The sequence below is a fragment of the Polaribacter ponticola genome (genome assembly GCF_026191475.2).
Lineage (GTDB): Bacteria > Bacteroidota > Bacteroidia > Flavobacteriales > Flavobacteriaceae > Polaribacter > Polaribacter ponticola.
In genome coordinates this window covers 978,296-1,005,068 of the sequence record NZ_JAOSLC020000003.1, presented here as the reverse complement: position 1 = coordinate 1,005,068, position 26,773 = coordinate 978,296, and the positions used below count along the sequence as shown (strand labels likewise).

Sequence of the window (26,773 nt, the reverse complement as noted above, 5' to 3'; positions counted from 1 at the left end):
CTAAACTATACTTATTGTATTCTTTTATCAACATACAATAAGTATCAATTTTATATATTTACATAAATTATTAAATATGAAAAAATATGCTAGAGTAAATGATTTCAATGGAAAAGGAATGAATGAGGGATATTGTTTTAATAATGGAGAGTATTATTGTGAAACAGAGAATCAAGCTAAGCTGTATGTAGAAAGTTTAGGGTTAAAATGGGAGGAAGAATTGTTGACATTCAATACTACAAATGAATGGTTTTATTGGACTGATTGGCATGAAGCTGAAACAGATGTTTATTATGATATTAATGGTTTTGAAATAAAACAGAAGCATAAATTATTTGCCATATATAAAAGAGGTGTTCACTTAGGAAATGAAAAAGGAGAAAACAATAATGCTGCAATTAGAAAATATCTAATTGCAGCATTGTATAATGAATTTTTAAATGATAAAGATTTTGTTTCTTTATATTCAGCAGAAATAGCAGTAAAAGGTTTGCATTACTGATAAAACTACACTTTCCTCTAAAACTTATATTCTTTCAAAGCTTTAGGGAACTTTTCTGGATTAGCCGCTAAATGATAACGAGGATCATCGATATCTTCTATAATAATATCTGTAAATATCGGGCTAGATTTATAAAGTAATAATTTACAATCTTCGCTTAAATGTTTTAGTGTAATTTTTTTATTTGCAGCTTGGTATTTTTCTACTAAAGCAAAAATAGCTTCTATAGCAGAATGATCGGAAACACGAGCTTCTACAAAATCTATCTCTACATTTTCTGGGTCGTTTTTAACATCAAACTTTTCATTAAAAGCAGAAATACTACCAAAGAAAAGAGGTCCCCAAATTTCATAAACTTTCGTTCCGTCTTCTTTAATACGTTTTCTAGCTCTAATTTTCTTAGCGCTTTCCCAAGCAAAAACCAATGCAGAAACAATAACACCTACAAAAACTGCAATTGCTAAATCAAAAATTACAGTTACGGTAGAAACTATAATTAGTACAAAAGCATCTGACTTAGGTATTTTCTTTAAAATTCTAAAACTAGACCAAGCAAAAGTTTCTATAACCATCATAAACATAACACCAACTAATGCAGCAATAGGCACTTGTTCTATTAATTTATCAGTAAAAAGAATAAAAGTAAGTAAGGTTATTGCCATCATAATACCAGATAAACGTCCACGTCCGCCAGCATTAATATTTATAACAGTTTGCCCAATCATACCACAACCACCAGTTCCACCAAACAAACCACTTACAATATTACCAGCTCCTTGTGCAACACATTCTCTGTTTCCGTTTCCTCTAGTTTCTGTTAATTCATCTACTAAATTCATGGTCATTAAAGACTCAATTAAACCAACAGAAGCCGCTAAAAAAGCAAAAGGTAAAATAAATGTTAGCGTGTCTAAATTAAAAGGTAAATTTTGCCAAAGCTCTAAATTAGGTGTTGGAAATTCTCCTTTTAAACCAGTTCCTCCACCTTCAATAATATAAGAACCTACGGTTGAAACTTCCATTCCAGAAAAAACAACAATTAATGTAGTAATTAAAATAGCTGTTAAAGATGCCGGTATCTTTTTAGTGATTTTTGGCAATACCCATATAATGGCCATTGTTAAACCAACTAAACCTAGCATAATATATAATTCTGTTCCGCTCATAAAAGTGCTCACATACTCTTTTACACCTTCTTTTGAAACCGATAATGTTTTATGAGAAAACATTTTTACTTGCGCCCAAAAAATTACGATTGCTAATCCGTTTACAAATCCCATCATTACAGAATGCGGAATTAAACGTACAAAACGACCTAATTTAAAAACACCAGCAAGTATTTGTATAACACCCATTAAAATTACACAGGCAAGTAAATAGAAATAGCCCATATTATCTACAGGTGCATCAAACAACATTCCTTTTGTATGGCCTTCTGCAATCATAGAAACAAAAATTACAGCAACAGCACCTGCAGCGCCAGAAATTAAACCTGGTCTTCCGCCAAAAATAGCAGTAATTAATCCGATAATAAATGCCCCAGAAAGTGCAACTAAAGGATCTATTTGAGCAACAAAAGCAAAAGCTACAACTTCTGGTATCATAGCTAAAGAAACTGTGATTCCTGCTAAGACATCATCTTTAGCATTTGGTATTATTTTTCTAATAAATTCAGTCATAATGTTTTATCGCTTTTAAAAGTCGGCAAAGATACTCCGTTTTTTTAAAAAACTAGCCTTCTTTATAAGTATCATACACTAATTTTATATTTGCGTAGGTGTTTTTTAAAGCTTCATCAGTTTTAAAGACATTTTTAAAACAAACTTTGGTTATGCCTTCTTCTAATTGTGGTATTAATTCTTTATCATAATTAGAAGTCATTAAAAACCAATGTGTTTTTTTTAGTTTTATGCCTTTGTGAAAATAAATATGATAAGTGGTAAGTAGTTTTTTAGTAATTGTTAAATCGAAAATACCACATTCTTCTTCTACTTCTCTAATAGCAGCAGTTTCTATAGCTTCGTTTTTTTCGATCCAGCCTTTAGGTAAATCCCAAACATTATTTCTGTAAATAAAGAGTATTTCTTTTTTACTGTTAAGCACTAATCCGCCAGCAGCAGGAATTACCGTCATAAAACTGGTAAATTTTTTCCAGTCTTTCTCTAAATTAGAAGAGTATAAAGTAAGACCAAGAGCTTCTTTATTCTGTAGTTGTTGTATAATTTTATCGACTACAATATCCTTAAAATTGTACGTTGGAAAATTATTTTCTTTTTTTAACGAAGATGTTAAAATTATAAGGGCATCATTTACAAAAACTTTATACATTTGCGATATGATTTTAAACAAAGATACTGCAAAAAAAACTGCTGAACTTTTGTTGCAAATTAAAGCAATAAAGTTAAGCCCATCAGAACCTTTTAATTGGGCTTCTGGATGGAAATCTCCTATTTATTGTGATAATAGGGTAACACTTTCATATCCTCCTGTGCGTGTCTTTTTAAAAGAAGAAATTGCAAAAATTGCTGAATTAGAGTATGGCAAGCCAGATGTTATTGCTGGTGTTGCTACTGGCGCAATTGCAATTGGTATATTAGTTGCCCAAGAATTAGGCGTGCCATTTGTATATGTAAGACCAGAACCTAAAAAACACGGAAGAAAAAACCAAATTGAGGGGCATTTAGAAAGCGGACAAAACGTAGTGGTAATTGAAGATTTAATTAGCACAGGTAACAGTAGTTTAAATGCAGTTGCTGCATTAAAAGAAGCTGGAGCTGTTGTTAAAGGGATGGTTGCCATCTTTTCTTACGGATTTGATATTGCTACAGAAAACTTTAAAGAAAAAAACGTAAGTTTAACCACGCTTAGTAATTACGATAATTTACTAGAGCAAGCTTTAGAAAGTAATTATATTACACAAAAAGAATTGGCTACTTTGCAAGAGTGGAGAGCAAACCCAAGTGAGTGGAATCAATAAAATAAAACTAGAAAGAATATGAATATTAATGGAAATAAAGTAACTGTAAACAAGTCTCAAAAAGAAACTTTTGAGTTTTTAACCGATTTAAAAAACTTTGAACAGTTAATGCCCGAATCTATTCAGAAATTTGAAGTAGATGGAGATTCTTTTATCTTCGGATTAAAAGGGATGCCAGAAATTAGATTGGTTTTAAAAGAACAAATAGAATATTCTAGTATTACTTTAGGGGCAGCTAGTAGTAAATTAGATTTCGAGTTAGTTGCAAATATTGATGGAATAGATGCTACTTCTTCTGAAGTACAGTTAGATTTTAACGGTAAATTTAATATGATGATGGCTATGATGGTAAAAAAACCACTAAATAGTTTTATAGAAACGTTAACTGATAATTTAGAAGGTTTAAGCTAGAGAAACTTCTTTAATACCAAATTGTTGGATACTTTCATCTTCTAACTCTATTTCTAGATAACCGAGATCAGATATTCCAATAATTTTACCCATAAACAAAACATCGTTACTATCTTTAAACATAGTTGGGATGTTTTTTTTATACAAAACATTTAAATATTCTGTTTCTAAAACACCATACTCTTTTGATAATAGAATCGTAATTTTTTCTTTTAATTTTTCAACAATTTCAATTAATAATAGTTCTAAATCAAAATTGATATTAGTAAGATTTTTTAAAGAAGCTACATTTTTCAAATAACTAGGAAACACTTCTTGATTCACATTTAACCCAATTCCTATAATAGAATTATTAATTTTACTACCTTTAATTGTGTTCTCTATTAATAGACCGCAGATTTTTTTGTTTTCTGCCATAATGTCGTTAGGCCACTTTATTCTTAAATTAGAAATTTTTTTAGTATTAAGTACTTCAAATATAGATAAACAAACAGCAAAGTTTAAGTATTTTTGATAATAGGTTTCTAAATTTAAATTATTAGTAAATATGCTGGTAGTTAGGTTTTTATGGGGTTCGGAAACCCAGGTGCTTTCTTGTTGACCACGACCATTTGTCTGTTCTTGAGTTACAATTACAGTAAAATTTTCGAGAGTAGAATTGGCTGCCATTTCTTTTAAAAAAGAATTGGTAGAATCAATGGCATTAAGTTTGATTATTTTCAAGTGTTAAATAAAGTGTAAAGTAGTTCAATATTAAGCAAAAAACTCGCAAAAAAAGAATAACTTTGCGATAAATTAGAAAAAAACTAATGACAAAAAAGCAAGTAAGCACAGACGATCTAATCGCTGTAATTATAAAGGGTATTGATGAGGTAAAAGGAGAGGATATTCAATTACTTGATTTAAGAGAAATTGAGAATACTGTTTGCGATTATTTTATAATCTGTTCTGGTAATTCTAATACACAAGTGAATGCTATTTCTGGTTCTGTTCAAAAAATGGTGAGTAAAGAACTTAAAGATAAACCTTGGCATATAGAAGGACAAACAAACTCTGAGTGGGTTTTAATGGACTATGTTAATGTAGCAGTTCATATCTTTCAAAAACAGGTTAGAGATTATTACGATATCGAAAGCCTTTGGGGAGATGCAAAAATTACCAAAATTAATCCTAATTAATCTTATTCATTTTTTAATATATGAGTGATTCAAATAAAGATAACAAATCAAAAATGCCTAAATTTAAGTTTAATTCTTATTGGATTTATGGGGCAATTTTTATTGCAATAATTGCAATTCAATTTTTTAATAGTGGTGATTTAGCCTCAAAAAGTATTTCTAAAAATAAATTTGAAGAAATATTAAGAGATAATGATATTAAAGAAATTGTAGTTGTAAATAGAGATATTGCACAAATATTTCTAACCAATGATGCTTTAAAAAAAGAGGCTCATAAAAAACAAACAACTTCTACTTTTTACAGACCGGGTTCTCCTGTATACGAATACAATTTTGGAGACTTAAGAACTTTTGAAGAAAGTATAACCTTAGTAAAAAAAGAAAAAAACTTAATTGTAGATATAGATAATAAGGAGCAAACAAGTGTTTTTGATGCTTTTCTTGGTTTTTTGCCATTTATTATTTTAATTGGAGTTTGGTTGTTTTTTATGAAAAGAATGTCTGGTGGTGGTGCAGGATCTGGTGGTGGAGGCCAAATATTTAGTATTGGTAAATCGAAAGCTAAATTATTTGATAAAGACACTAAAGTAAAAACTACATTCGAAAATGTAGCAGGGTTAGAAGGAGCAAAAGAAGAAGTACAAGAAATTGTAGATTTCTTAAAAAATCCTGAAAAATATACTTCTTTAGGAGGTAAAATTCCAAAAGGAGCCTTGTTAGTTGGTCCTCCAGGAACAGGAAAAACATTATTAGCCAAAGCTGTAGCAGGTGAAGCAGATGTGCCTTTCTTTTCTTTATCTGGTTCAGATTTTGTAGAAATGTTTGTTGGAGTAGGAGCTTCTCGAGTTAGAGATTTATTTAAACAAGCACAACAAAAATCTCCATCTATTATTTTTATTGATGAGATAGATGCAATTGGTAGAGCTCGTGGAAAAAATAGTATGACTGGCGGTAATGATGAACGTGAAAATACGTTAAATCAATTATTGACTGAAATGGATGGTTTTGGAACAGATACTAATGTAATAGTGCTAGCAGCTACAAATAGAGCAGATGTATTAGATAGCGCATTAATGCGTGCGGGTCGTTTCGACCGTCAAATCTATGTAGATTTACCTAATATAAATGAAAGAAAAGAAATTTTTGAAGTTCATATTAAACCTTTAAAACTTGCAGATGATGTTAAAATTGATTTTTTGGCACAACAAACACCAGGTTTTTCTGGAGCAGATATTGCAAATATGTGTAATGAAGCGGCTTTAATTGCAGCAAGAACAGGTAAAAAAGCAATACATCATCAAGATTTTTTAGATGCTGTAGATAGAATTGTTGGTGGTTTAGAAAAGAAAAATAAAGTTATTACACCAAAAGAAAAGAAAGTAATCGCTTTTCATGAAGCAGGGCATGCAACAATAAGTTGGATGTTAGAACATGCAGCACCATTAGTTAAAGTAACTATTGTACCAAGAGGTCAATCATTAGGAGCTGCGTGGTATTTACCGGCAGAAAGAATGATTGTTCAGACAGAACAAATGTTAGACGAAATGTGTGCTACTTTAGGAGGTAGAGCAGCAGAGAAAATTATTTTTAATAAAATTTCTACAGGTGCTTTAAGTGATTTAGAAAAGGTTACAAAACAAGCCAGAGCCATGGTAACCGTTTATGGTTTAAATGATGAAGTTGGTAATATTACATATTATGATTCTTCTGGTAATGATGGTTTTGTAAAACCTTATAGTGAAGATACTGCGAAGAAAATTGATAAAGAAATTTCTAAGATGATTGAAGCTCAATATGTAAGAGCTATCGAACTTTTAGAAAAAAATAAAGAAAAGCTAACAGTGTTAGCAGAATTGCTATTAGAAAAAGAAGTTATTTTTAAGGATGATTTACAAGAGATTTTTGGTAAAAGACCATTTGATACTGAAATCGAAGAGGTTAAAACAGAAGAAGTAAAGACTTCTGAAGTAGATAAAATATCAGAAGAATAATTTTTTAGAATGAATTTTTTTAAAAAACTTTTTAATATCCCCGTAAAGGAGGATGAAGAAATACAGAAACAAGATGTAAAATTATCTCTTGATGATTTATTCGTACACAATTTTGTAGAAAAAGGTGGTAAGTTTCTGTATTCTGTAAAAAAAGAGGAAGTAATTGATAACCTTGAAAGAGTGATTTCTGAAAACAATTGGAAAGAAATTTTCCTTTTGGATAAACGACTTGCCCCTTTATTTAAAAAAAACATAAAGATTGTAAGTAATTTTAATATTGATACTCCAGTTTTTGCTTCTTGCGAACATTTAATAGCAGATAATGGAGACGTTTTGTTTTCTTCTAATCAATTAGGGAGTACTAAATTAAGAGATTATCCAGAAAATTTTATAGTTTATGCTACTACTAGTCAGTTGGTTAAAGATACTGGGCAAGGGTTAACAGGAATCAAAACAAATTGCACTAAAAGTTTACCTACGAATATATCTGCCATAAAGAATTACATGATTAATAAAAGTGATGATAATTTTTTAAACTATGGCAACAGTAACTCAAAAAACTTATATTTGCTGCTATTAGAAGATTTATAATATGCGCAACCTTTTAAGAAGGAGTTTTTCTGGAATTATTTTCGTTTTAATATTTATTTCGGCAATATTATTTTCTAAAGAATCTTATTTAGTATTAATTACTGTGTTTGGTTTTTTGTCTGTTTGGGAATTTATTAGAATGATAAAATTAAAAAACTATATTTCTTATGTTTTTTTTGCAGCAGTTATATTTTTAGTATTAAGTAAACCTGATAGTTTAGCAACTGTTGGAATTTTAGCAGTAACTATTATCTCTTCTATTTTTTTAATTTATCAACTATTTACTAAAATAGAAATTAAATTTTCTACAACAAGTACTAAACTAGCTGTAACGATAAGATACGTTATATTTTCTATGTGTTTTTTAGTATTATTACCTTTTTACGAAAACAGTTTTCATCCAGAATTAATGATTAGTATTTTATCTATAATATGGGTAAACGACTCTTTTGCTTTTTTAGTTGGTAAAAACTTTGGAAAGAATAAATTGTTTCCTTCTGTTTCACCTAAAAAAACGATTGAAGGTTTTATAGGTGGATTGGTTTTCTCCCTAGTAGCTGCTATATTTATAAGTAAATTTAATTTAGACTTTTCTATGTTAAATTGGTTAGTTATTAGTATAATAGTTTCAGTAATTGGCACTATTGGAGATTTAGTAGAATCTAAATTCAAGAGGCAAGCTAAAATTAAAGATAGTGGAAATATAATGCCAGGGCATGGTGGTATTTTAGATAGATTAGATAGTTTGTTGTTTGCTGCCCCATTCGTATATTTGTATATTAACTTTATTATATAAAACATGATCAAATTTCATAAGGAAGGTTATAAAATTATTGTAATTACGTTTATAATAGCTATAGCAGGAATTTTATTAGCAGAAAATTTTATTGATATCAATTGGTTAGTTAAAGCTATTCAAGTTATTATTTTAGGATTCGTTATTATTGTATTGCAATTTTTTAGAAATCCTAAAAGAGTTACAAATTTAGATGACAATGTAATTATTGCTCCTGTAGATGGTAAAGTAGTGGTTATAGAAGAAGTTGAAGAACCAGAATATTTTAAAGATAAAAGATTACAAGTTTCAATCTTTATGTCGCCAATAAATGTGCATGTTACAAGATACGCAATGAGTGGTATTGTTAAGTATAGTAAATATCATCCAGGAAAATATTTAGTTGCTTGGCATCCTAAAGCATCTACAGAAAATGAAAGAACTACAGTTGTTATAGAAAATAAAACCATTGGTGAGATTTTATATAGACAAATTGCAGGAGCTTTAGCGAAAAGAATAGTAAACTACGCTAAAGAAGGAGATAAAGTTGTACAAGGAACAGATGCTGGATTTATAAAATTTGGATCTAGAGTTGATGTTTATTTGCCTTTAGGGACTAAAGTAAATGTAAAATTAGGAGATAAAGTAAAAGGTGGTGTCCAAGTTATCGCAGGAAAATAGTACGCAATTAGACAAAGAGTATAAAGCAGCTTTTGATAGAATATCTAAATTAAAAAAAGCAGTTGCTCCAGATGTTATGCTAAAGTTTTATGCTTATTATAAGCAAGCTAACTTTGGTAATAAATTCTCGTTTAATAGTGGTTCTGATGTAAGAAGTGCTTTTAAGTTTAATGCTTGGATGCAATTAAATGGTATGTCTGCAGAACAAGCCAAAAAGGAATACATAGAATTAGCCAAAACAATTTAATTAAAAGATAATAATCATGAAAAAAATATTTGTAATATCATTTTTAGTGATCGCAACTGCGTTTAATTTTTCAGCATGTAAATCAGAAGTAAAAAAAACAGAAACCAAAGCTGAAACTAAAAAATCTAAAGCTGCATTTTCTGTTTCTAACGCAAAAAATGAAATTAACTTTACTGCTTATAAAACTTCTGCAAAAGTAGGAGTTGGTGGTCAGTTTAAAAAAGTAGATGTTCTTTCAGGTGGAGAAGGAAACAGCATTAAAGAAGCAATAAATAATACTGAATTTTCTATACCTGTAAGTAGTATTTTTACAAAAGACACAAGCAGAGATTTTAAAATTAAAAAGTTCTTTTTTGGTATTATGGATAACACAAAATTACTTTCTGGTAAATTAGTGATTATAGATGATACAAATGGAGTAGCAACTATTAAAATGAATGGTGTTGAGAAAAACGTACCATTTACATATACAATTGCAGACAAGTCTTTTAATATGAAAGCTATTATGGATGTAAACAATTGGAATGCTTCTGCAGCCTTAGCATCTTTAAATACTGCTTGTTTAGATTTACATAAAGGAGCAGATGGAGTTTCTAAAACTTGGAGTGAAGTAGCATTAAATATTACAACTACATTTTAAAATAATTATAAATTATTTAATGCTTTTTTAAGCGTTCTAAATCGAAAAGAGAAACCTCTCTTTTCGATTTTTTTTGCAGAAATTTTACTTCCTTTTAGTAATATTACAGACAAATTACCAAACATCAATTTTAAAAGAAAACTAGGAACCCCAATTGCTAAATAAGGTCTTTTTAGGTTTTTTGCTAGTGTTTTAGAAAATGTTTTACTCGTATGGTTTTCTGGAGTAACCGCGTTAAAGACACCTGTTAAATTACCTTCTACTGCATTTAAATACATCAGACATAAATCATCAATATGAATCCAAGGTATATGTTGTTTTCCAGAACCTAAAGGAGATAGTATTGGCGTTTTCATTTTTTCTAATGCGCCTCCTTCTTTAGATAATACAATCCCTGTTCTTAATATAGTTACCGGAATGTTTTTATTAGAAAATTGTTCTGCTGCTTTTTCCCATTGTTTACAAACATTAGCAATAAAATCAGTTCCTGGTTTGTCTGTTTCTTTATAAGTTTTATTGTTGGTTATTGCTCCGTAATATCCAATTCCAGATGCAGAAATAAATCCTTTTAAATTAATTTTATATTCAATTATTTTGTTAAAAAGTAGGTTGGCAGTTTTAACTCTACTATCAATAATTATTTTTTTCTTTCGTCTGTCCAACGTTTATCAGCAATACCTGCACCAGCTAAATGAATAATATAATCAACGTTTTCTAAAGCTTTCTTATCTATAAAATTTTCAGAAAGATTCCATCTAAATTCATTTTCCTTCTTTGGACTTCTACTTAAAACAAGCACTTCATGATTATTCTTAACTAACATTTTTGTTAATCTTTTACCAACCAAACCTGTGCCACCTGTAATTAGAATTTTAGCCATATTGTAAATATATAATTTTTTTTGTTTAATCTTTTAATGTATTTATAAAACAAATTGATATTAGCATATAATAAACTAATGTTAATGTCTTAAAATACGTTGCTTAAAAGCTTATTTTTATGGTAATGATAAATAACAATAAGAGAAAAGGATTTATTTTTAAAACTTATGAGGAAGAATATCAATCTCCTTTTGATAAGTTATTTGAAATATTCAAAGAATTAATTACGCATACTTCTGGCGATTTTGATGAAGCCATAGATTGGCTACGCTCTTTAGATAAAGAGTATAATTTAACTGATGAGAATTATACCATTGATGATTTTGTTGAAGATTTAAAGAAAAAAGGGTACATAAAAGAAGAGATAAAAGGTGATGGAACAGGAGGCACTAAAATTACTCCAAAAACTGAACGAGCTATTCGCCAACAAGCGTTAAATCATATTTTTGGTAAAATTAAAAGAAGTGGTTCTGGAAATCATAAAAGTAAATCGCCAGGAATTGGAGATGAACATACAGGAGATTTTAGAGCGTATCAATTTGGAGATAATTTAGATAGAGTTTCCATGACTGAAAGCATTAGAAACGCACAAATTAATAATGGAATTGGCGATTTTACGCTTTCTGAAAATGATTTGGTGGTGGAAGAAACCATGCATAAAAGTCAGATGAGTACTGTGTTAATGATTGATATTAGTCACTCAATGATTCTGTATGGTGAAGATAGAATTACACCTGCCAAAAAAGTTGCAATGGCTTTGGCTGAATTAATTACAACACGTTACCCAAAAGACACTTTAGATATTTTAGTTTTTGGAAATGATGCTTGGACCATCAAAATTAAAGATTTACCTTATTTACAAGTTGGGCCATATCACACAAATACTGTTGCTGGTTTGCAATTGGCTATGGATTTATTACGTAGAAAGAAAAATACCAACAAACAGATTTTTATGATTACAGATGGTAAACCAAGTTGCTTGCGTTTGCCTGATGGACAATATTATAAAAATAGTAATGGTTTGGATACACACATTGTAAATAAGTGTTATGCAATGGCTCAACAAGCCAGAAAGTTGCACATACCAATTACTACTTTTATGATTGCACAAGATCCTTACTTAATGCAATTTGTAAAAGCATTTACACAAGCAAATCAAGGAAAAGCATTTTATACTGGCTTAAAAGGTTTAGGTGAAATGATTTTTGAAGATTATGAAACAAATAGAAAAAAAGGATTAGAGGATAATTAAGAATCAAGAGAAGAGAGATAAGATAAAAATGAATTTACAACAAATTACAACTATAGGAGAATTAAAAGAAGCAGGTTATGAATCAAAGTCTATAAAAGACGAACTGAGAGAAAATCTCATCAGTAAAATGATGAATAAAGAAACTGTTTTTAAAGGTGTTCATGGTTATGAAAACACAGTAATTCCTGAATTAGAAAGAGCAATTTTAAGTAGACATAATATTAATTTATTAGGATTAAGAGGTCAAGCAAAAACACGTTTGGCAAGGTTGATGGTCGATTTGTTAGATGAATACATACCTGTTGTAAAAGGTTCTGAGGTTAACGATGATCCTTTAAATCCGATTTCAAGATTTGCAATAGAATTGATCAAAGAAAAAGGAGATGAAACTCCGATTTTTTGGTTGCATAGAAGTGAGCGTTTTGCAGAAAAATTGGCAACTCCAGATGTTACTGTTGCAGATATTATTGGTGATGTAGATCCTATTAAAGCGGCCAATTTAAAGTTGAGTTATGCAGATGATAGAGTTATCCATTATGGAATGATTCCAAGAGCAAACAGATGTATTTTTGTAATTAATGAATTGCCAGATTTACAAGCTAGAATTCAAGTGGCTTTGTTTAATATTTTACAAGAAGGCGATATTCAAATACGTGGTTTTAAATTGCGTTTGCCTTTAGATATGCAGTTTGTATTTACAGCAAATCCTGAAGATTATACCAATAGAGGTAGTATTGTTACACCTTTAAAAGATAGAATTGGTTCACAGATTTTAACACATTATCCAGAGGATATTGAAACTGCTAAAACTATTACACAGCAAGAAGCGAAAAACATAAAACAAGATTTTATACAAGTGCCAGAATTGGCAAAAGACTTGTTAGAACAAATTGTTTTTGAAGCAAGAGAAAGCGAATACATTGATGCTAAAAGTGGCGTGAGTGCACGTTTAAGTATTTCTGCTTACGAGAATTTATTAAGTACTGCAGAAAGAAGAGTCATTTTATCTGGTGATTCTGAAACTATGATTCGTTTAAATGATTTTGACGGAATTATACCAGCAATTACAGGTAAAGTAGAATTGGTTTACGAAGGCGAACAAGAAGGAGCACAAGTTGTTGCAGAAACTTTAATTAGAAGAGCAATAAAAACATTATTTCCTACTTATTTTCCTGTGATTAAAAAATTAGAAAAGCAAGAAGACGAATCTCCTTATGATGCTATTGTTTCTTGGTTTTTTAATTTTGATGAAGATTTTGAACTTTTAGACGAATTTTCTGAAACAAGATACAAATTGGAACTTGATAAAATAAAACCTTTAGAAGTATTTATAGCAAAATATCAACCAAATATTAAAAAAAGTGACGCATATTTTATAAAAGAATTTATTTTGTGGGCATTGGTAGAGTTTAAAAAACTAAGTAAACATCGTTTTACAGAAGGCACTCAATTTAGAGATCCTTATGGGAGCTTTATGAATGGATTATAGTTGTTTACCAATTATCACGAGATTTAATATTCTCTTCACACAACCGAATTATTTCTTTAATTCGGTTTTTTCTTGTGGTATCTCTTTTTGCTTGTTGTAACCAGTATAAATAACTTTTTCTGTAACTAGGAGCAAAATTTTGGTAGTTTGTAAAAGCTATTTTATTTTTATCAAATTCCGTTTGTAATTCTTCTGGAATTATGCCTTTCTCAACAGCATCCAACGCAAACCAAGAACCATTTTTTTTGCCTATTTCAATGATCTCTAATCCGCTTTTGTGCATTAAATTATTCTTAGTTAATTCTTTAATGTATTTTTTATTGAGCGCACTCCAAATACTTTTAGGATTTCTTCTGCAGAAATATTGCCTTCTCTTACCATTTCCTAAACTTTTTACGGTAGAATCTATCCAACCATAGCACAAAGCAACTTTTACAGCTTCTTCCCATCTCATAGATTCTTCATCATTTTCTACTTTGTAAAAAATTAAATAAATTCCTATTGAAGAATTATAGTTTTTAGACAGCCAATTACGCCATTCAACATCATTTTTAAAATAAAGTTCTGGTTTTGTATTCACTACATTAATTGTTTTTATAATACCAAAAAGGAATATTTATATCTGTAACAAGAATAGTATCTTTTTTCTTCTTTACTAAGCGTTTCATTTTTAAAATATGCTTCCCTTCAGAAATGTTTTTAATACCAATATAAGCTTCAAAACCTTTTTGATTTTTTTTGTTTTCAGAAATTAAAAAAGCAGACTCAAATTTTACAGAATCTAAATATACTTTATGCGTTTTATTAAAGATTTCTAAATACTTATTTAATAAACTATCTCGTTCTCTTAAAGAGCTAGTAGAATCAAACATTATAATATCTGTTGATAAACCTCTACGATCTTTTTTTGGTTTTAATAAAGGATGAAAATTATAAATCTGATTTTCTAAGTTTTCATTAAATACTTTAAAAACCTTAAGATAAGGTTCTGTTATTACTTTAGATTGTATGGTTGCTATTTTTGCAAAGTCATCATCCTTAATTAATAAATCTTCATAATTTTTATCATTTATATAAGCTTCTGATACAAATTTTGCAGATTCTAAATAATTAGTTTTACTGTTTTTAAATGAGATTAAAAATAAAATTGCAATGTAAGATGGTACCAAGAAAAAACTAATTCTTCTTGTAAATTTATTATCTAAAAAGTTGTAAACAAGTGGTCTGTATAAAAAAGTAAGCGTTATATAGCTAAAAACCCAATAAAACGGAAAGTATATTTTTGAAAGCCATTTTTTCTTTTTTAAATAACCTTGGGTAAAAAAATCTATAAAAACAAGTATTGCCCCAATTGATAAAAATACCAATATTGGTATTCCTATTATTTGTCTGAAGTCTATTTGTATATTATCATTATCTACGATAAGTTTAGCTACAATTACAATTGATAAAATTAACAGAAAAATTGAAATTACATAGAAAATTAATAAGAAAGATACTGCGAACATTACGCTACAGTAATTTTCTAAACGAGCAATATATCTATCAAAAGAAACAATTTTCTTTTTTAAATGATTTGTAAACTTATTAGTGTAATTTAATTTTTCGAATTCAATATCTCCAGAAACATAACGCAAACCCAAGGCTCCGATCCATAAACCTCTTAAGATTACGTGAATTAATAAATTGAAAATTAAAATAGAACAAGATATGAAAGCAATGTACAATATGGCTAAAGCATAGGGTTGAGCTTCGTTTTTTGCAATATTTAGTGCAGTTGTTAAATGAGGTAGTGCAGAAATTAATCCAAAAATAGCAAAACCAGAAATTAATAATTCTAGTTGCCAACTTTCTTGTTGTAATTTATTTAGTAGTTCTTTAAACTTACTATCTTTATAATCGTTACTCATTAAAACAAATATTTTTCTAAAGATACAGACTTTTTTAAAAAAAACCACTTCATATAAAAATGAAATGGTTTAAAATTGAGATAGATTTTTTATTTATTCTTGATCTAATTTTTTTGTAATATTAAAACCGATTAATAGAGATGCTCCTGCACATAAAAAGATTGATGCTGCATACAAAGTTTCTGAACTAATATAGTTTGTTGGTCTGTCTTGGTAGTTTCCACTATAACCAAAGTTATAACTTAGTAGCGACCCTAACAAAATTCCAAAACCGATACCTACTGCTAATAATCCTAAGTTTAAAATTAAAATTTTCCAAAAAGGAGCAGCATTTCTTTTTTTACTAGACATAAAGATACTTGCATCTGCACCTTTCTCTATTAATGCTAAACGTTCTTTATTTCTTGTAGAAAAATATAAATAAAATACTCCAAAAATGCTTCCAAATATTACTGCTAAAACTGCTACTTCCATAATTTATTGTTTTAAATGATTAATTTTATTGTGTTTGTAGCTTTGACGATTGCATTTAAATAAAGGTTACAATAAATTAGTTTTTTTTCTAAGAACTTAATTCCTGTTATTTAATGTAACTTAACCAGTTGTGTTTTTTGAGTTTAAAACATAAAAGAATGTCAGTTCGGGTGATTTTAAGGAACGAAAAATTGTAACGAGAACTAATTTATAAGCTAAAATTCCTGTTCTCGATACAAATTTTACTCATTTCAGTCTTAAAATTCACTCGAATTGACAGAGTTTCATCAAAATACACAAAAGGAATAATTTAGTAAATGATCTAAAAAAATATTATTTTAAAAAAATCAATAAATATTGTAACCTATGATAATGTTTATCAGTCAAAGGTAAAATGACTACAACTAAAGACCAACTATATATTAATAAAGTCATCAATGGAGATACAAATGCGTTTGCTTATCTTGTTGATACCTATAAAAATATGGTGTTTAGTTTGGCTTTTAAAATGACTAAAAATAGAGAGGAAGCAGAAGAAATTAGTCAAGATACATTTGTAAAAGCTTTTAAGAACTTACATAAGTTTAAAGGAGATTCTAAGTTTAGTACTTGGTTGTACAGAATAGCGTATCATGCGTGTTTAGATGCTATTAAAAAAATAAAAATCATAATAATTCATTAGAAATTAATGAGATAACATATAATCAGATAAAATCTGTTGATAATATTTTACAAGGAATAGAAAGAAAGGAAAGGGCAAAAGTAATGAACGATTGTTTATTAAAAATGCCAGAAGAAGAACGCTCTATACTTTGGATGTTTTACTTTGATGAATTAAGTTTAAAGGAAATTATTGAGGTAACCAATTTATCTGAAGCTAATTTAAAAGTAAAATTATATAGAGCAAGAAAAAGATTATTAGCTATCGTAGAAGAAAATGTAGAACCAGAATTAATTAATCATTATGGAAGAAAATAAAAAAATATAGAGCTAGATACTTTTGCTAAAAAGTATATACAAGAAATTAAAGAAGAAAGCCCTTCTAAAGATTTTACTACTTCTTTAATGAGCGCAATTGTTTTAGAAAATTCTAAAAGTGTATTAAATTCAAAAGCATTAATATCTAAAAAAGCTTGGTTTGTAATTTTAAGTATTGTTTTAGCTGTAGTTTTAATCCCTTTTAAATCTCAAGAGAAGCCTTTATTTACAATGCCAGAATTAGATTTTTCATTTATAGAAAAAATACAAATACCTAATGTTTTAGAAAGTTTTGCAGTTTCAAATACTGTATTATACGCAATTTTTTTATTCGGATTAATGCTTATTGCACAAGTGTTTTTCTTAAAAAACCATTTGAACAAACGTTTTGAGTAGTTTATAAAAAAGTAACAGATGCAATTTTACCGTTTTTCATTTTATAAATTGCAACTGCTTTAAAAGTTCTTCCGTTTGCAGTTACTAATTCATGATCTATAACTTGGTCTTTGTGTACAATTCGTTTAATTAATTTGCAATTTAAATCGGTTGTGTTTTTAAAATAACTTTCATATCTATTTCGCATAGTATCCAAACCTTCATAATCTAGTTTGTTAGGAAAACGATATACTTTTACATTTTTTGCATAAGGCTTTAAAAAAGCATCAATATCTCTATTATTATATCCATCTAATTGTTCTTGTGCTAAATACTCAGGAGAAACTTCTGCAACTAAGGCTAGTTTTGTTCCGTTTTTATTAACAGCAATTCTAGAAATATTAGTAATGTTTTCATCAATAAAACTATAAAATAAGCTTGGGTATTTGTCTTTTTTCGGATTAAATTTATAAATAGAATTTCCTTTAGATATAAGTAAAATTCCATTTGGTAACCAAGTAACATCTTCAGATAAACCAACAGAGGTTATTGTTTTAATCTCTTTAGTAATAGGATTTAGAGATTTAACTAACCAATATTTTTTATTTTCTTTACTGATAAAACTTACTAAATTAGAATTAGGAATTCTATGAACAGAACGACCAACATTTTTAGAAACAGAAAGGTTTGTTTTCTTTTTTAAATCACAAACAAAGAGTTCTAGAGAGTCGTTTACAATTGAAACAGCAATTACAGTGTTTTTATCAAACCAAGCAGGATAAGCTACTTTTAAATCAGGAATAAGTTCTGTGCTTTTTTTAGATTTTCTATCGTATTTATAAAAACGTTGTAAACCATCATTATCTAAACGAACTGCAGAAAATTGACTAGAATTAGGTATTCTCTGAGGAGAATATTCGCCTCCATTTGGTGTATTTGATCTTATGTTAGCCGTTTTTGACTCCGAATTTATATTTGTTAAAACAATCTCTGTATTTCCATTTCTATTAGAAGCGTAAAGAATTTTTTCTAAGTCATAAAAAAAGGGTTGACTATCATATCCTTCATTATTAGAAATGTTTTTTCCGTTTTTTAATAGATAATTTTCATCATCTAATAAAATATCAAAAACATGTATTTCTGTATTTTTTTGACAAAATAAGGTTGTTGAAATACCTAAAAAAAGAAGAATTAATCGATTCATTTATCAGTTGTAAGTTTAATATCTTTATTAAAAGGAACTTTTAGTTGATACATAATATCTTGATCTTTAGTACTATCTAATAAATCTAATCCAAATTGCACTTTTTTAGGATCTTCATAGGTTAAAGTCCCGAAAATTCGATCCCAAAAAGAAAAAATATTCCCAAAATTAGTATCTGTCCAAGGCATTTCGAAATGATGATGAAACTTGTGCATATTTGGTGTTACAAAAACCAAACTTAAAATCTTATCTAAGGTTTTTGGTATGTAAAAATTAGCATGTGTAAAATATGCAAAAAACACAGTTACCATTCTATAAAATAGATAATAGGCTAGTGGTATTCCGAATATTAAAATAACGACTAAAGCAAAAACTTCTCTCATTAAATAATCTCCTGGATGATGTCTTGTAGCACTTGTTGCGTCTACTGTTGTGTCTGAGTGATGTATCATGTGAAAACGCCACATAAATGGTACTTTGTGTAAAAGATAATGCACAAAATATTGAGCCGTAAAATCTAAAGCCATAACTGCAATTAGTAATTCTACCCAAATAGGTAAATCAATCATATTTAATAATCCAATTTGATTGGTAGATAACCAAGTAAAAATACCTAGAGTTAAAATTCCGAATAATAGATTAATGCTTAAATCCATTGCAAGAAAAACGAGGTTAACACCAGCGTGTTTCCATTTTTTGTACTCAAATTTTACTAATGGAATAATTAATTCTACAATCCAATTTGCTGAAATGCAAATGAAAATCCACAATAATTTCTGCCACGAAGGCATCGTTTCAAAAAAGTTTAATAAGTTTTCCATTGTAAAATTATAATTAACGGATTGTAAGATACAGAATTTTCTATGCCCAACGAATTTTACTTTTTCTATTAAACAAAAAAGGTTACTTTATAGCAATTTAAGAATGTAAAAGGTAAGTGAAAAAAATAAGTGTCTGTAAGTATTTATTGATTAAAACTAAAATTCTAAAAATAAAATATGATTAGGATTGGAATTTGCTTCAGAGATTTCATAATCAAAACTTCCTACTTTTTTGATACCCATTTTTGTGTAAAATTTAATAGCTCTTTGGTTTTCAATCCAAACTGCTAACCAAATTCCTTTTTGATTATTTTGCTTAGAAAAAGCAACATTAAAATTGAATAACTCTTTGCCAAGACTTAATCCATAAAATTCTTCTAATAAATACAATCTACTCATTTGAGCTATGTTTTTATCAGCTACGTTTTCATTGGCAGAATTTAAAATAAGTTTAGAATATCCTGCAATTTTATCATCAGAATATATTAAAAAATATAAATTTTTTGGGTTTTCTAATTCTTGTTGAAAATTTAATTCTTTAAAGTTTTTAGCGACGTAGTTGTCTATATCTTTTTTAGGAGCAGAATGACCATGTGCCACTAAAAATGAAGCTTTTGCAATTTCTGCTAACTTTTTAGCATCTGTAATGGTAGCTTTTCTAATGGTATGCATGTAATTTAAATATTATCATTAAAGTGATGAAGCAGTAAATGTATCACCTTGGTTCACATCACCGGTTTCAAAACCTTTTGTAAACCAACGCATTCTTTGTGCAGAAGTACCATGTGTAAAAGAATCTGGTACAACTCTACCGCTAGATTGTTTTTGTAAACGATCATCACCAATAGCAAAAGCAGCGTTTAATGCTTCTTGTAAATCTCCTTTGTCCATTATTTGATTCATTTTCTGAGAATGATGTGCCCAAACACCCGCTAAAAAGTCTGCTTGTAATTCTAATTTTACAGAGTATTTATTGTATTCGGTTTGGCTTACTTTACCTCGCATTCTCTGTACTTTATCACTTATGCCAGTAATATTTTGAATATGATGTCCAACTTCATGCGCAATAACATATGCTTGTGCAAAATCTCCAGGAGCATTTAATCGAGTTTCCATTTCTTGAAAAAAGCTTAAATCGATATATAGTTTTTCGTCTGCAGGACAATAAAAAGGACCTGTAGAACTAGAAGCAGAACCACAAGCGGAAGAAACAGAATTTGTAAATAAAACTAAAGTTGGTTCTCTGTAATTTGATAAAAGACCATTCCAGATTTCTTCTGTGTTTTTTAAAATAACAGAGCTAAAATCTGCTAATTCGTTTTCTTTTGCAGAACCCTTATAATTTGTAGTATTGGTAACTTGATTTGTATTACCTGTTAAAAAGTTTAAAGGATTGTTGCCAGTAAAGTACATAACACCAAAAACAATTGCTGCTATAATTAACCCTTTTTTAGTAGTAATTAATTTTAGTAATAAACCAATTATCATTGGACTTAAACTGCCTAAACCACCACCGCTGTTAGAACGACCAGAAGACATGCCTCTTCTATCATCTACATTAGAACTTTTGCTTCTACCTTTCCATTTCATAAGTGAATCTCTTAAAATTTAGATTTTAAATTTACGTTTTTTAATTTATAAGTTTTTATTTAAAATAAAGAGGGATGTTATTTAATACCAGCGTTTTTTATTCTTCTTAGAATTTTCAGACTTTCTACCTTTTTTGTTTTTACTAACCGTATTAGGTTGTAATTTTTTATGCTTTGGTTTGTTAATTATATACGGATGATCGTCTATAATCTTAATCTTTTTCTCAATTAAAGCTTCTATAGTTTTAATGTATGCATTTTCATCTGGTGAGCAAAAAGAAAATGCAATTCCAGATTTACCTGCTCTACCAGTTCTACCAATTCTATGCACATACGTTTCTGGTACATTTGGTATGTCAAAATTAATAATAGCATCTACATTTGTAATGTCAATACCACGTGCTGCAACATCTGTAGCAATTAAAATAGTTGCTTTTTTGTCTTTAAAATCTTCTATTGCTTTGTTTCTAATTGCTTGCGATTTATCACCATGAATACTTACTACGTTATAATCATTTTTAAGTAGTGTTTGTTCTAGCTTATCTACACCCAATTTTGTGCGTCTAAAAATTATTATTTTTCCATTAATTGTGGTTCTTAATAATTGTAAACACAAATCGGTTTTATTCTTTTTTGGAAGGTAATATAATAACTGCCCAATGTTTTTTGCCGTAGTCTCTTCTGGATTTATTTCTACCTTAACAGATTTTTGAAGCATCGTTTTTGCTAACTCATCTATTTTTTCTGGTATGGTTGCAGAAAAAAGTAAGGTTTGTTTTTTCTTAGGACATAAACGTTCTATTTTTTTTACGTCGTTTATAAAACCCATATCTAGCATTAAATCTGCTTCATCTAATACAAATATTTTAATAAGACTTAAGTCGATGAATCCTTGTAAATAGAGGTCTATTAACCTACCTGGTGTTGCAATTAAAATATCTACACCATCGGCTAAAATATCTTTTTGCGGTTCAAGAGAAACACCACCAAAAATGGCAGTACTTGTTAAATTTGTGTATTTGCTATAGGTTTTAAAGTTTTCTGCAATTTGTATTGCTAACTCACGAGTAGGCGTAATAATTAATGACTTTATCTCTTTACCTTCCTCTTCTTTTAAACCTGTTTTATCAAATAACAACTGAATAATAGGCAGTGCAAATGCAGCAGTTTTTCCTGTACCTGTTTGCGCAGAAACAATTACGTTTTTGTTTGCTAAAACTAAAGGAATTGTTTTTTTGTACTAAAGTTGGAGTATGAAATCGTTCTTCGGAAACTGCTTTTAAGATCGATTTATTGAAAGGAAATTCAGAAAACTGCATTTAATATTTTTATTGCAAAGGTAGTTTAAATGTAAGTATGGTTTTTGTGGAATTTAGCGTTTTTTATAAAGTGATTTTTTTACTTTTTTCTACCCGTAAATACCTCCATGGTTTTGTAAATGCCTAAAGCTGAACCTGCAAACCAATCAAAAAAGTTAATAGACATTGTGGCTTGTCCTATTTTTACAAAACGATACATATATCCTGGTATCGTTATCATTTTTTTGTTTTTTTCTATTGCTTTTATAATTGTTAGTGATGCTGCTTCTGGTTCTAAAATTGGAATTTTAGATTTTACACCATCAAACATTCCAGTATTAATATAATAAGGCATTATTGTAGTTATATTAATATTTTTCTTTAGTTGCTTCATTTCAATTCGCAAACTATCAGACCAACCAATTAAAGACCACTTACTTGCTACATAAACAGACATTTTAGGGTTAGATATTAATCCGCCAGAAGAAGCAATATTACAGATATGACCAGAATTTTGTTGTAACATATCGTTTAAAAACTCGGAAGTAATTAACATCGGTGCATTTGCATTAATATCCATTGTTTTGTTAATTTCAGAAGTTGTGTGTTCATGAAAGTATTTACCAACAATAATTCCTGCATTATTAATTAAAACATCAATAAAGCCAATTTCTTTTTTTACTTTTTTAGCAACTTCTTGTATTTCATTACCATTAGAAACATCAACAACAAAACCTGTAATTGAACCTAGTGTAGAAAATTCTTTGATGGTTTTATCGATGCCTGTTTTATCAATATCCCAAATAACAACTTTTGCATTTCTTTCTAAAGCTAAACGAACCATTATTTTACCAATACCAGATGCGCCACCTGTTATTAAAACTGTTTTATCTTTTAATTGCATTTGTTAATTTTAGAAATTGAATGTGGTTGCAAATTACCAATAATTGTGTAATCTTCTGCTTTATTAGTTTAGAAAATGAAAAAACCTTTCAGTATTAACTGAAAGGTTTGGTTTTTAATAATTTTAAGCTGAATTATTATTTAGCTTTATTGTATTAAAATTTTAATTTAAAGGACTGTTTTTTAAAACTTTATTTTGCGCTTCTGCTTCTTGGTCTTTATGGCGCCCAATTGCTAAACCAATAGCCATACCAATTACCAAACCTAAAGAGTTACCTGTTACACCAAAACTTGTGCCTATTGCTACGCCAAAAGACATACCTAAACTCATACCAATAGCAGTATAATAACCTTCTGATATTAATGAGAATTCATTTTTTAAAAATTGTTTAAAAATAGATAGTTTTTTACTGTAAAATTTTCTCTTGTGAGTAGGATTCGATTTTAAATCTAAACTTTTAATTCCTTTTTCAATTATTGATAATTGATTTTCAGTAAAATCTTTATTTTCTAGACTAGAAAGAATTGAAATAAACGATTTGTATACTTTTATTTCTCTTTTGTTAGTTGCTTTTTTTAATTCATTTTTAAAAAATCTTTGGTGTTTTGTATGTTCATAATTTAGTTCTTTATATAGTTAGTGTTAGAAATCAAAAAATATTACACCTTAAACTATTCTTTTCTTAAATCTTCCATATCAGAAAGTAATTCTTCCAATTTTTTTAAGATTCGACCATACACAATATTTAAATCTAAAAGATAAATTCTACCTCCAAATTTGGCTAATAATACTATGATAACAAGCATGGAAACTATCCAATATATTGGAAGACCAAACATCATATCTGGTTGATAATTGCCAAAAACTCTATCTATAGTTTCTCTAAAAGGTTCAGAAAACCAAAAACCGGTAACCATTGCAATAAAAACGTAAGGATAAATATATCTGGCCATTTTCATGTTTATTGCAATTTGATCTTGCATCCATTCATCAAAAGATTTTAAGTATTGATAACTACTTACGTTCTTATTTATTTTTTCTAAGCCTTTTAATAATTTTTTGTTTACAAAAACCAATACATTCAAAAGAATAAACATCATAATACCCATTATTGGTATTTTTACAAGAAAAGAACCTCCAAGAACTAAAAAAGAAAATAGTACTAAAGCGTTTAAGTTTATTTTAAACATTCTCTTGAATTTGTCTATAATATGTATAGATTTTTTATTGTAAAGATTATTGATTTTAGGAGCTACATTAGCATTTTTCTCCAAAAAACCTTCTTTCCAAATTGATTCAATTGATTTTTCCATCTAATAATTTTTTTAACCTTTCTTTAATTCTGTTAATTCGTACACCAATATTATTTGGTGTAGTTCCTATTATTTCTGCTATTTCTTTATTTGGTTTTTCTTCTAAATAGAGTAAAATTACAGCTCTGTCAATTTCTGATAATCTTTTAATTGCAGCGTATAATAAACTTAAATCTTCATTAGAAAAAGCTGAAGCATCTTCGCTTTCATCTTGTAATTCTACAGCATCGTTGTTAAAAAACTGACGTGTTTTTTCTTTTTTCTAACAAGAGTTAAGCATATATTTAAAGACAAACGATATATCCATGTAGACCATTTAGAATCTCCTCTAAATTGGTCTTTACTTTTCCAAATTTGCAAACAGACTTCCTGATAATAATCATCAAAATCTTCCTGAGAATCAGTATATGCTCTACAGATTTTAATAATTATACCTGAATAGGGTACAATTGAAGTTGTGTAAAAATCGCTGCTCAATAATTGTCTTTTTTTAATTAGTGTTAGAAATTTATAATTATTACACCCTTAGTTCGTTTTTTTTATTTTTTTTCTGAATGTAATTTTTGAAATCATTTTTTTTATAGAAATAAAGACCTATTTATATATTTTAAAAGTATACGTAGCTATAATTTTATTTTCTATATAAAGATGTACATCGTAAAAGCCTCTTTTTTTAAAGGTGTGTTGTAAAGTTAAAAAATCTTTTTGTAAGGTAATTTTTGGTTTTATTGTTTTTTCATTTGCACTGCTAAAAATAAATTTCACTTTATTTAAATCTATTTTTTTCTTTAGTTGATATTTAAAAAGAAACGTTTCGTTTTGCTTAATTTCATGATGCATTTTGTTAGGAGTAATATGTTCTTTTAAAACCAAATAAGCTTCTCCGTATAAAAGTGGCATTTCAGAAAACTCTTTAAATGAAGGAACTTTTTTCTGTAAAAGACTGTTATAATGATATACAGGTAGATGATTTTTAATAAAAATGTTAGGTTCTGTTAAGAAATAACCATCATTATAGTCAAAAACAAACTTATTTTCATCAGGATAAGAAGTTCCTGTAGACCAAGTTGGGTCGCACAAATACCATTTATCATTAAGTTTTACAACATTCCAAGTGTGGTTTGGATAGACTAACTTTTCAAAATCAATCTCTGTAGTTCTAGCATAACCATTTACAATTTTAGCCTCTATATCTGCAATGTTGCACATTTCTTTTAACAAATAAGCATAACCAGTACAAATAGTTTTTTTTCGCTTTAATAGTTTTTTAAAAAGTACTTTTTTAAAACGAGAATTCCATTCGTTTAAACGAATGGAATCATTTTTAAATCGTTTTCTTTTTCTATCGTTAAGAGCATATAATCTATAGTCGTTGGCTATGTTGTGGCAAATCCACATATAAATAACCCTTAATTTTTCTGCATCTGTTTTTAAATTTTCAGTAAGAGAAAAAGTTATTTTATTAAGGTCTAATTTTTTTACTCTTGTAAGATTTAGCAATTAAATCTGCTCTAGTAAAATCTATATCTTTAAAGTCAGATTGTTGCGCGAAACAAGTGTTTACAAAAAGTATAAGTATAAAAAGGCCTTTTTGCATCTGTTAGTTATTGTTTTTTACGTTTAGATTTAAAACGTTTACTACTATTTAAAGCACCTAACATTTGGTTATCATCTTCTTCTAAAACAACATTTATAAAAGTAGAATTCTTTTTTATTTTAACTCTCTTTTTTACATAACCTAAATAAGAAAATACTAAAACGTCTCCAATTTTTAATTCTTCAGGAAAAGTAAATGCTCCTTTTTTGTTAGATGCTGTTGCAACTTTTGTACCTTTTAAATAAATATTAGCACCATCTAATAATTCGGTTTCATAAGTGGTTTTACCTTTTACAACTCCTTTAACGGTAATACTTTGAGCCTGAAAAGAGTTTGTAAATAAGAAAAGTGCAAAAAATAAAGTTAGTACACTAAATACGGATTTGTTTGCAGCGAAAGTGTTATTTGTTTTCATATTGTTATATTTTAAATTCCCTCAAACTTATGGGTTTATTAAAAAAGTTAAAAACGAAAATGAGTAACTAGTTCGTTTTTAAAGGTTAAAGTTACATTTTATTTAGTGAAAGCGAAAACTTGATTAATTTATTATACGAATTAACTAAAATAAATTAAGTTTTAAATACTTTAAGAAGATCTGTTTATAAAAAAATGGAAGGTTCGTTTAATATGATAATAATGTGAGTTTTAATTCATTTTATCAGGAATTAAACGAAGTTAGTTGATTTTTTTATAGA

Annotated in this window: 33 protein-coding genes and 2 pseudogenes; 15 read left to right on the top strand and 20 right to left on the bottom strand. The window is 28.4% G+C overall.

From position 1 onward, the window contains the following. The first annotated feature begins 76 nt into the window (after positions 1 to 76). Positions 77 to 502 (top strand): hypothetical protein, encoded by a 426-nt coding sequence (locus N5A56_RS09515; RefSeq protein WP_265725247.1) that lies wholly within the window; start codon positions 77 to 79, stop codon positions 500 to 502. Positions 503 to 519: 17 nt separating this feature from the next. Here the strand turns inward: N5A56_RS09515 and N5A56_RS09510 are convergent, their stop codons facing one another. Beyond that, positions 520 to 2,181 carry a SulP family inorganic anion transporter gene (locus N5A56_RS09510; protein ID WP_265725246.1) on the bottom strand — a complete coding sequence of 554 codons (1,662 nt, stop codon included), beginning with the start codon at positions 2,179 to 2,181 and terminating at the stop codon, positions 520 to 522. Between the two features lie 52 nt (positions 2,182 to 2,233). Beyond that, positions 2,234 to 2,830 (bottom strand): NUDIX hydrolase, encoded by a 597-nt coding sequence (locus tag N5A56_RS09505; RefSeq protein ID WP_265725245.1) that lies wholly within the window; start codon positions 2,828 to 2,830, stop codon positions 2,234 to 2,236. Between the two features lie 7 nt (positions 2,831 to 2,837). Between N5A56_RS09505 and pyrE the strand changes: the two genes are divergently transcribed. Next, the gene (gene pyrE, locus N5A56_RS09500) at positions 2,838 to 3,479 is read left to right on the top strand and encodes an orotate phosphoribosyltransferase (protein WP_265725244.1); all 642 of its coding nucleotides are present in this window, start codon (positions 2,838 to 2,840) and stop codon (positions 3,477 to 3,479) included. An 18-nt stretch (positions 3,480 to 3,497) separates the two neighbouring features. Then, entirely contained in the window at positions 3,498 to 3,890 is a 393-nt protein-coding gene (locus tag N5A56_RS09495; RefSeq protein WP_265725243.1) for an SRPBCC family protein, read from the top strand. On the opposite strand, the gene N5A56_RS09490 is transcribed toward N5A56_RS09495, so the two are convergent. Continuing rightward, complete coding sequence (locus tag N5A56_RS09490; protein WP_265725242.1) at positions 3,882 to 4,613, bottom strand: biotin--[acetyl-CoA-carboxylase] ligase; 732 nt, start codon at positions 4,611 to 4,613, stop codon at positions 3,882 to 3,884. The genes N5A56_RS09495 and N5A56_RS09490 overlap by 9 nt on opposite strands. An 86-nt stretch (positions 4,614 to 4,699) precedes the next feature. On the opposite strand from N5A56_RS09490, the gene rsfS reads away from it, so the two are divergent. The 7 genes from rsfS to N5A56_RS09455 are packed head-to-tail and all read left to right on the top strand — an operon-like array spanning position 4,700 to position 9,993. Beyond that, positions 4,700 to 5,068, top strand: coding sequence for a ribosome silencing factor (gene rsfS, locus N5A56_RS09485; RefSeq protein ID WP_265725241.1), 369 nt, complete (start codon positions 4,700 to 4,702; stop codon positions 5,066 to 5,068). Positions 5,069 to 5,088: 20 nt separating this feature from the next. Further along, positions 5,089 to 7,059 carry an ATP-dependent zinc metalloprotease FtsH gene (ftsH, locus tag N5A56_RS09480; protein WP_265725240.1) on the top strand — a complete coding sequence of 657 codons (1,971 nt, stop codon included), beginning with the start codon at positions 5,089 to 5,091 and terminating at the stop codon, positions 7,057 to 7,059. Between the two features lie 9 nt (positions 7,060 to 7,068). Then, the gene (locus N5A56_RS09475; protein ID WP_274270370.1) at positions 7,069 to 7,650 is read left to right on the top strand and encodes a hypothetical protein; all 582 of its coding nucleotides are present in this window, start codon (positions 7,069 to 7,071) and stop codon (positions 7,648 to 7,650) included. A 1-nt stretch (position 7,651) separates the two neighbouring features. Continuing rightward, positions 7,652 to 8,446 (top strand): phosphatidate cytidylyltransferase, encoded by a 795-nt coding sequence (locus tag N5A56_RS09470; protein WP_265725238.1) that lies wholly within the window; start codon positions 7,652 to 7,654, stop codon positions 8,444 to 8,446. A 3-nt stretch (positions 8,447 to 8,449) separates the two neighbouring features. Beyond that, positions 8,450 to 9,106 (top strand): phosphatidylserine decarboxylase family protein, encoded by a 657-nt coding sequence (locus N5A56_RS09465; protein ID WP_265725237.1) that lies wholly within the window; start codon positions 8,450 to 8,452, stop codon positions 9,104 to 9,106. Then, on the top strand, positions 9,081 to 9,353 hold the full coding sequence (locus N5A56_RS09460; protein ID WP_265725236.1) for an acyl-CoA-binding protein: 273 nt from the start codon (positions 9,081 to 9,083) through the stop codon (positions 9,351 to 9,353). Before N5A56_RS09465 ends, N5A56_RS09460 begins: the two co-directional genes overlap by 26 nt. 16 nt (positions 9,354 to 9,369) lie before the next feature. Further along, positions 9,370 to 9,993 (top strand): YceI family protein, encoded by a 624-nt coding sequence (locus tag N5A56_RS09455; RefSeq protein ID WP_265725235.1) that lies wholly within the window; start codon positions 9,370 to 9,372, stop codon positions 9,991 to 9,993. Positions 9,994 to 9,998: 5 nt separating this feature from the next. Here N5A56_RS09455 and N5A56_RS09450 read toward each other — a convergent pair whose 3' ends face one another. Both N5A56_RS09450 and N5A56_RS09445 read right to left on the bottom strand, forming a co-directional pair. After that, a complete protein-coding gene (locus tag N5A56_RS09450; RefSeq protein WP_265725234.1) occupies positions 9,999 to 10,655 on the bottom strand; it encodes a TIGR01777 family oxidoreductase in 657 nt (218 codons plus the stop codon). After that, positions 10,631 to 10,873: an NAD-dependent epimerase/dehydratase family protein gene (locus N5A56_RS09445; RefSeq protein WP_265725233.1), complete on the bottom strand. Its 243-nt coding sequence runs from the start codon at positions 10,871 to 10,873 to the stop codon at positions 10,631 to 10,633. Before N5A56_RS09445 ends, N5A56_RS09450 begins: the two co-directional genes overlap by 25 nt. Positions 10,874 to 10,998: 125 nt before the next feature. Here N5A56_RS09445 and N5A56_RS09440 point away from each other — a divergent pair, with 125 nt between their 5' ends. Both N5A56_RS09440 and N5A56_RS09435 read left to right on the top strand, forming a co-directional pair. Continuing rightward, positions 10,999 to 12,126: a vWA domain-containing protein gene (locus N5A56_RS09440; RefSeq protein ID WP_265726124.1), complete on the top strand. Its 1,128-nt coding sequence runs from the start codon at positions 10,999 to 11,001 to the stop codon at positions 12,124 to 12,126. A 28-nt stretch (positions 12,127 to 12,154) separates the two neighbouring features. Then, positions 12,155 to 13,615 (top strand): magnesium chelatase ATPase subunit I, encoded by a 1,461-nt coding sequence (locus N5A56_RS09435; protein WP_265725232.1) that lies wholly within the window; start codon positions 12,155 to 12,157, stop codon positions 13,613 to 13,615. Between the two features lie 4 nt (positions 13,616 to 13,619). Here N5A56_RS09435 and N5A56_RS09430 read toward each other — a convergent pair whose 3' ends face one another. The 3 genes from N5A56_RS09430 to N5A56_RS09420 all read right to left on the bottom strand — a co-directional run bounded on the left by N5A56_RS09430 (position 13,620) and on the right by N5A56_RS09420 (position 15,999). Beyond that, positions 13,620 to 14,195 (bottom strand): YdeI/OmpD-associated family protein, encoded by a 576-nt coding sequence (locus N5A56_RS09430; RefSeq protein ID WP_265725231.1) that lies wholly within the window; start codon positions 14,193 to 14,195, stop codon positions 13,620 to 13,622. 4 nt (positions 14,196 to 14,199) lie between these two features. Then, positions 14,200 to 15,525 (bottom strand): hypothetical protein, encoded by a 1,326-nt coding sequence (locus N5A56_RS09425; protein ID WP_265725230.1) that lies wholly within the window; start codon positions 15,523 to 15,525, stop codon positions 14,200 to 14,202. 93 nt (positions 15,526 to 15,618) lie between these two features. Further along, the gene (locus tag N5A56_RS09420; protein WP_265725229.1) at positions 15,619 to 15,999 is read right to left on the bottom strand and encodes a DUF6249 domain-containing protein; all 381 of its coding nucleotides are present in this window, start codon (positions 15,997 to 15,999) and stop codon (positions 15,619 to 15,621) included. A 394-nt stretch (positions 16,000 to 16,393) separates the two neighbouring features. Between N5A56_RS09420 and N5A56_RS09415 the strand changes: the two genes are divergently transcribed. The 3 genes from N5A56_RS09415 to N5A56_RS09405 all read left to right on the top strand — a co-directional run bounded on the left by N5A56_RS09415 (position 16,394) and on the right by N5A56_RS09405 (position 17,373). Continuing rightward, a complete protein-coding gene (locus tag N5A56_RS09415) occupies positions 16,394 to 16,681 on the top strand; it encodes an RNA polymerase sigma factor (RefSeq protein ID WP_274270369.1) in 288 nt (95 codons plus the stop codon). A gap of 2 nt (positions 16,682 to 16,683) precedes the next feature. After that, complete coding sequence (locus N5A56_RS09410; protein WP_337994841.1) at positions 16,684 to 16,977, top strand: RNA polymerase sigma factor; 294 nt, start codon at positions 16,684 to 16,686, stop codon at positions 16,975 to 16,977. An 87-nt stretch (positions 16,978 to 17,064) separates the two neighbouring features. Beyond that, positions 17,065 to 17,373, top strand: coding sequence for a hypothetical protein (locus N5A56_RS09405; protein ID WP_265725227.1), 309 nt, complete (start codon positions 17,065 to 17,067; stop codon positions 17,371 to 17,373). A gap of 1 nt (position 17,374) precedes the next feature. Here the strand turns inward: N5A56_RS09405 and N5A56_RS09400 are convergent, their stop codons facing one another. From N5A56_RS09400 to N5A56_RS09345, 12 genes and pseudogenes are all read right to left on the bottom strand, one after another. Continuing rightward, complete coding sequence (locus N5A56_RS09400) at positions 17,375 to 18,556, bottom strand: nuclear transport factor 2 family protein (protein ID WP_265725226.1); 1,182 nt, start codon at positions 18,554 to 18,556, stop codon at positions 17,375 to 17,377. Continuing rightward, a complete protein-coding gene (locus tag N5A56_RS09395; protein WP_265725225.1) occupies positions 18,553 to 19,377 on the bottom strand; it encodes a sterol desaturase family protein in 825 nt (274 codons plus the stop codon). The genes N5A56_RS09400 and N5A56_RS09395 overlap by 4 nt, the downstream gene beginning before the upstream one ends. Before the next feature lie 156 nt (positions 19,378 to 19,533). Next, a complete protein-coding gene (locus N5A56_RS09390) occupies positions 19,534 to 20,049 on the bottom strand; it encodes a GNAT family N-acetyltransferase (protein WP_265725224.1) in 516 nt (171 codons plus the stop codon). Between the two features lie 18 nt (positions 20,050 to 20,067). Further along, entirely contained in the window at positions 20,068 to 20,967 is a 900-nt protein-coding gene (gene ypfJ / locus N5A56_RS09385; protein WP_265725223.1) for a KPN_02809 family neutral zinc metallopeptidase, read from the bottom strand. An 81-nt stretch (positions 20,968 to 21,048) separates the two neighbouring features. Continuing rightward, positions 21,049 to 22,285 (bottom strand): annotated as a pseudogene (locus N5A56_RS09380) (DEAD/DEAH box helicase). Between the two features lie 79 nt (positions 22,286 to 22,364). After that, a complete protein-coding gene (locus tag N5A56_RS09375) occupies positions 22,365 to 23,168 on the bottom strand; it encodes an SDR family oxidoreductase (protein ID WP_265725221.1) in 804 nt (267 codons plus the stop codon). Positions 23,169 to 23,330: 162 nt separating this feature from the next. Then, positions 23,331 to 23,498, bottom strand: a complete 168-nt coding sequence (locus tag N5A56_RS09370; protein WP_265725220.1) for a hypothetical protein — start codon at positions 23,496 to 23,498, stop codon at positions 23,331 to 23,333. A gap of 341 nt (positions 23,499 to 23,839) precedes the next feature. Continuing rightward, positions 23,840 to 24,481 carry a hypothetical protein gene (locus N5A56_RS09365; protein WP_265725219.1) on the bottom strand — a complete coding sequence of 214 codons (642 nt, stop codon included), beginning with the start codon at positions 24,479 to 24,481 and terminating at the stop codon, positions 23,840 to 23,842. Next, positions 24,465 to 24,641 (bottom strand): annotated as a pseudogene (locus N5A56_RS09360) (RNA polymerase sigma factor); the annotation flags it as partial. The gene N5A56_RS09365 and the pseudogene N5A56_RS09360, both read right to left, overlap by 17 nt. Before the next feature lie 59 nt (positions 24,642 to 24,700). Then, a complete protein-coding gene (locus N5A56_RS09355; protein ID WP_274270368.1) occupies positions 24,701 to 24,958 on the bottom strand; it encodes an RNA polymerase sigma factor in 258 nt (85 codons plus the stop codon). Between the two features lie 117 nt (positions 24,959 to 25,075). Further along, positions 25,076 to 25,981, bottom strand: coding sequence for a transglutaminase domain-containing protein (locus tag N5A56_RS09350; protein ID WP_265725216.1), 906 nt, complete (start codon positions 25,979 to 25,981; stop codon positions 25,076 to 25,078). A gap of 104 nt (positions 25,982 to 26,085) precedes the next feature. Then, a complete protein-coding gene (locus N5A56_RS09345; protein ID WP_274270367.1) occupies positions 26,086 to 26,493 on the bottom strand; it encodes a carboxypeptidase-like regulatory domain-containing protein in 408 nt (135 codons plus the stop codon). Positions 26,494 to 26,773: the final 280 nt, after the last annotated feature.

What these genes read in the sequence shown, in the direction of transcription:
- N5A56_RS09515 (WP_265725247.1), top strand. Translation starts at nt 77, where the DNA reads ATGAAAAAATATGCTAGAGTAAATGATTTCAATGGAAAAGGAATGAAT.
- N5A56_RS09510 (WP_265725246.1), bottom strand. Translation starts at nt 2,181, where the DNA reads ATGACTGAATTTATTAGAAAAATAATACCAAATGCTAAAGATGATGTC.
- N5A56_RS09505 (WP_265725245.1), bottom strand. Translation starts at nt 2,830, where the DNA reads ATGTATAAAGTTTTTGTAAATGATGCCCTTATAATTTTAACATCTTCG.
- pyrE (WP_265725244.1), top strand. Translation starts at nt 2,838, where the DNA reads ATGATTTTAAACAAAGATACTGCAAAAAAAACTGCTGAACTTTTGTTG.
- N5A56_RS09495 (WP_265725243.1), top strand. Translation starts at nt 3,498, where the DNA reads ATGAATATTAATGGAAATAAAGTAACTGTAAACAAGTCTCAAAAAGAA.
- rsfS (WP_265725241.1), top strand. Translation starts at nt 4,700, where the DNA reads ATGACAAAAAAGCAAGTAAGCACAGACGATCTAATCGCTGTAATTATA.
- ftsH (WP_265725240.1), top strand. Translation starts at nt 5,089, where the DNA reads ATGAGTGATTCAAATAAAGATAACAAATCAAAAATGCCTAAATTTAAG.
- N5A56_RS09475 (WP_274270370.1), top strand. Translation starts at nt 7,069, where the DNA reads ATGAATTTTTTTAAAAAACTTTTTAATATCCCCGTAAAGGAGGATGAA.
- N5A56_RS09470 (WP_265725238.1), top strand. Translation starts at nt 7,652, where the DNA reads ATGCGCAACCTTTTAAGAAGGAGTTTTTCTGGAATTATTTTCGTTTTA.
- N5A56_RS09465 (WP_265725237.1), top strand. Translation starts at nt 8,450, where the DNA reads ATGATCAAATTTCATAAGGAAGGTTATAAAATTATTGTAATTACGTTT.
- N5A56_RS09455 (WP_265725235.1), top strand. Translation starts at nt 9,370, where the DNA reads ATGAAAAAAATATTTGTAATATCATTTTTAGTGATCGCAACTGCGTTT.
- N5A56_RS09445 (WP_265725233.1), bottom strand. Translation starts at nt 10,873, where the DNA reads ATGGCTAAAATTCTAATTACAGGTGGCACAGGTTTGGTTGGTAAAAGA.
- N5A56_RS09440 (WP_265726124.1), top strand. Translation starts at nt 10,999, where the DNA reads ATGATAAATAACAATAAGAGAAAAGGATTTATTTTTAAAACTTATGAG.
- N5A56_RS09435 (WP_265725232.1), top strand. Translation starts at nt 12,155, where the DNA reads ATGAATTTACAACAAATTACAACTATAGGAGAATTAAAAGAAGCAGGT.
- N5A56_RS09425 (WP_265725230.1), bottom strand. Translation starts at nt 15,525, where the DNA reads ATGAGTAACGATTATAAAGATAGTAAGTTTAAAGAACTACTAAATAAA.
- N5A56_RS09420 (WP_265725229.1), bottom strand. Translation starts at nt 15,999, where the DNA reads ATGGAAGTAGCAGTTTTAGCAGTAATATTTGGAAGCATTTTTGGAGTA.
- N5A56_RS09415 (WP_274270369.1), top strand. Translation starts at nt 16,394, where the DNA reads ATGACTACAACTAAAGACCAACTATATATTAATAAAGTCATCAATGGA.
- N5A56_RS09405 (WP_265725227.1), top strand. Translation starts at nt 17,065, where the DNA reads ATGAGCGCAATTGTTTTAGAAAATTCTAAAAGTGTATTAAATTCAAAA.
- N5A56_RS09400 (WP_265725226.1), bottom strand. Translation starts at nt 18,556, where the DNA reads ATGAATCGATTAATTCTTCTTTTTTTAGGTATTTCAACAACCTTATTT.
- N5A56_RS09395 (WP_265725225.1), bottom strand. Translation starts at nt 19,377, where the DNA reads ATGGAAAACTTATTAAACTTTTTTGAAACGATGCCTTCGTGGCAGAAA.
- N5A56_RS09390 (WP_265725224.1), bottom strand. Translation starts at nt 20,049, where the DNA reads ATGCATACCATTAGAAAAGCTACCATTACAGATGCTAAAAAGTTAGCA.
- ypfJ (WP_265725223.1), bottom strand. Translation starts at nt 20,967, where the DNA reads ATGAAATGGAAAGGTAGAAGCAAAAGTTCTAATGTAGATGATAGAAGA.
- N5A56_RS09375 (WP_265725221.1), bottom strand. Translation starts at nt 23,168, where the DNA reads ATGCAATTAAAAGATAAAACAGTTTTAATAACAGGTGGCGCATCTGGT.
- N5A56_RS09370 (WP_265725220.1), bottom strand. Translation starts at nt 23,498, where the DNA reads ATGAGTTTAGGTATGTCTTTTGGCGTAGCAATAGGCACAAGTTTTGGT.
- N5A56_RS09365 (WP_265725219.1), bottom strand. Translation starts at nt 24,481, where the DNA reads ATGGAAAAATCAATTGAATCAATTTGGAAAGAAGGTTTTTTGGAGAAA.
- N5A56_RS09345 (WP_274270367.1), bottom strand. Translation starts at nt 26,493, where the DNA reads ATGAAAACAAATAACACTTTCGCTGCAAACAAATCCGTATTTAGTGTA.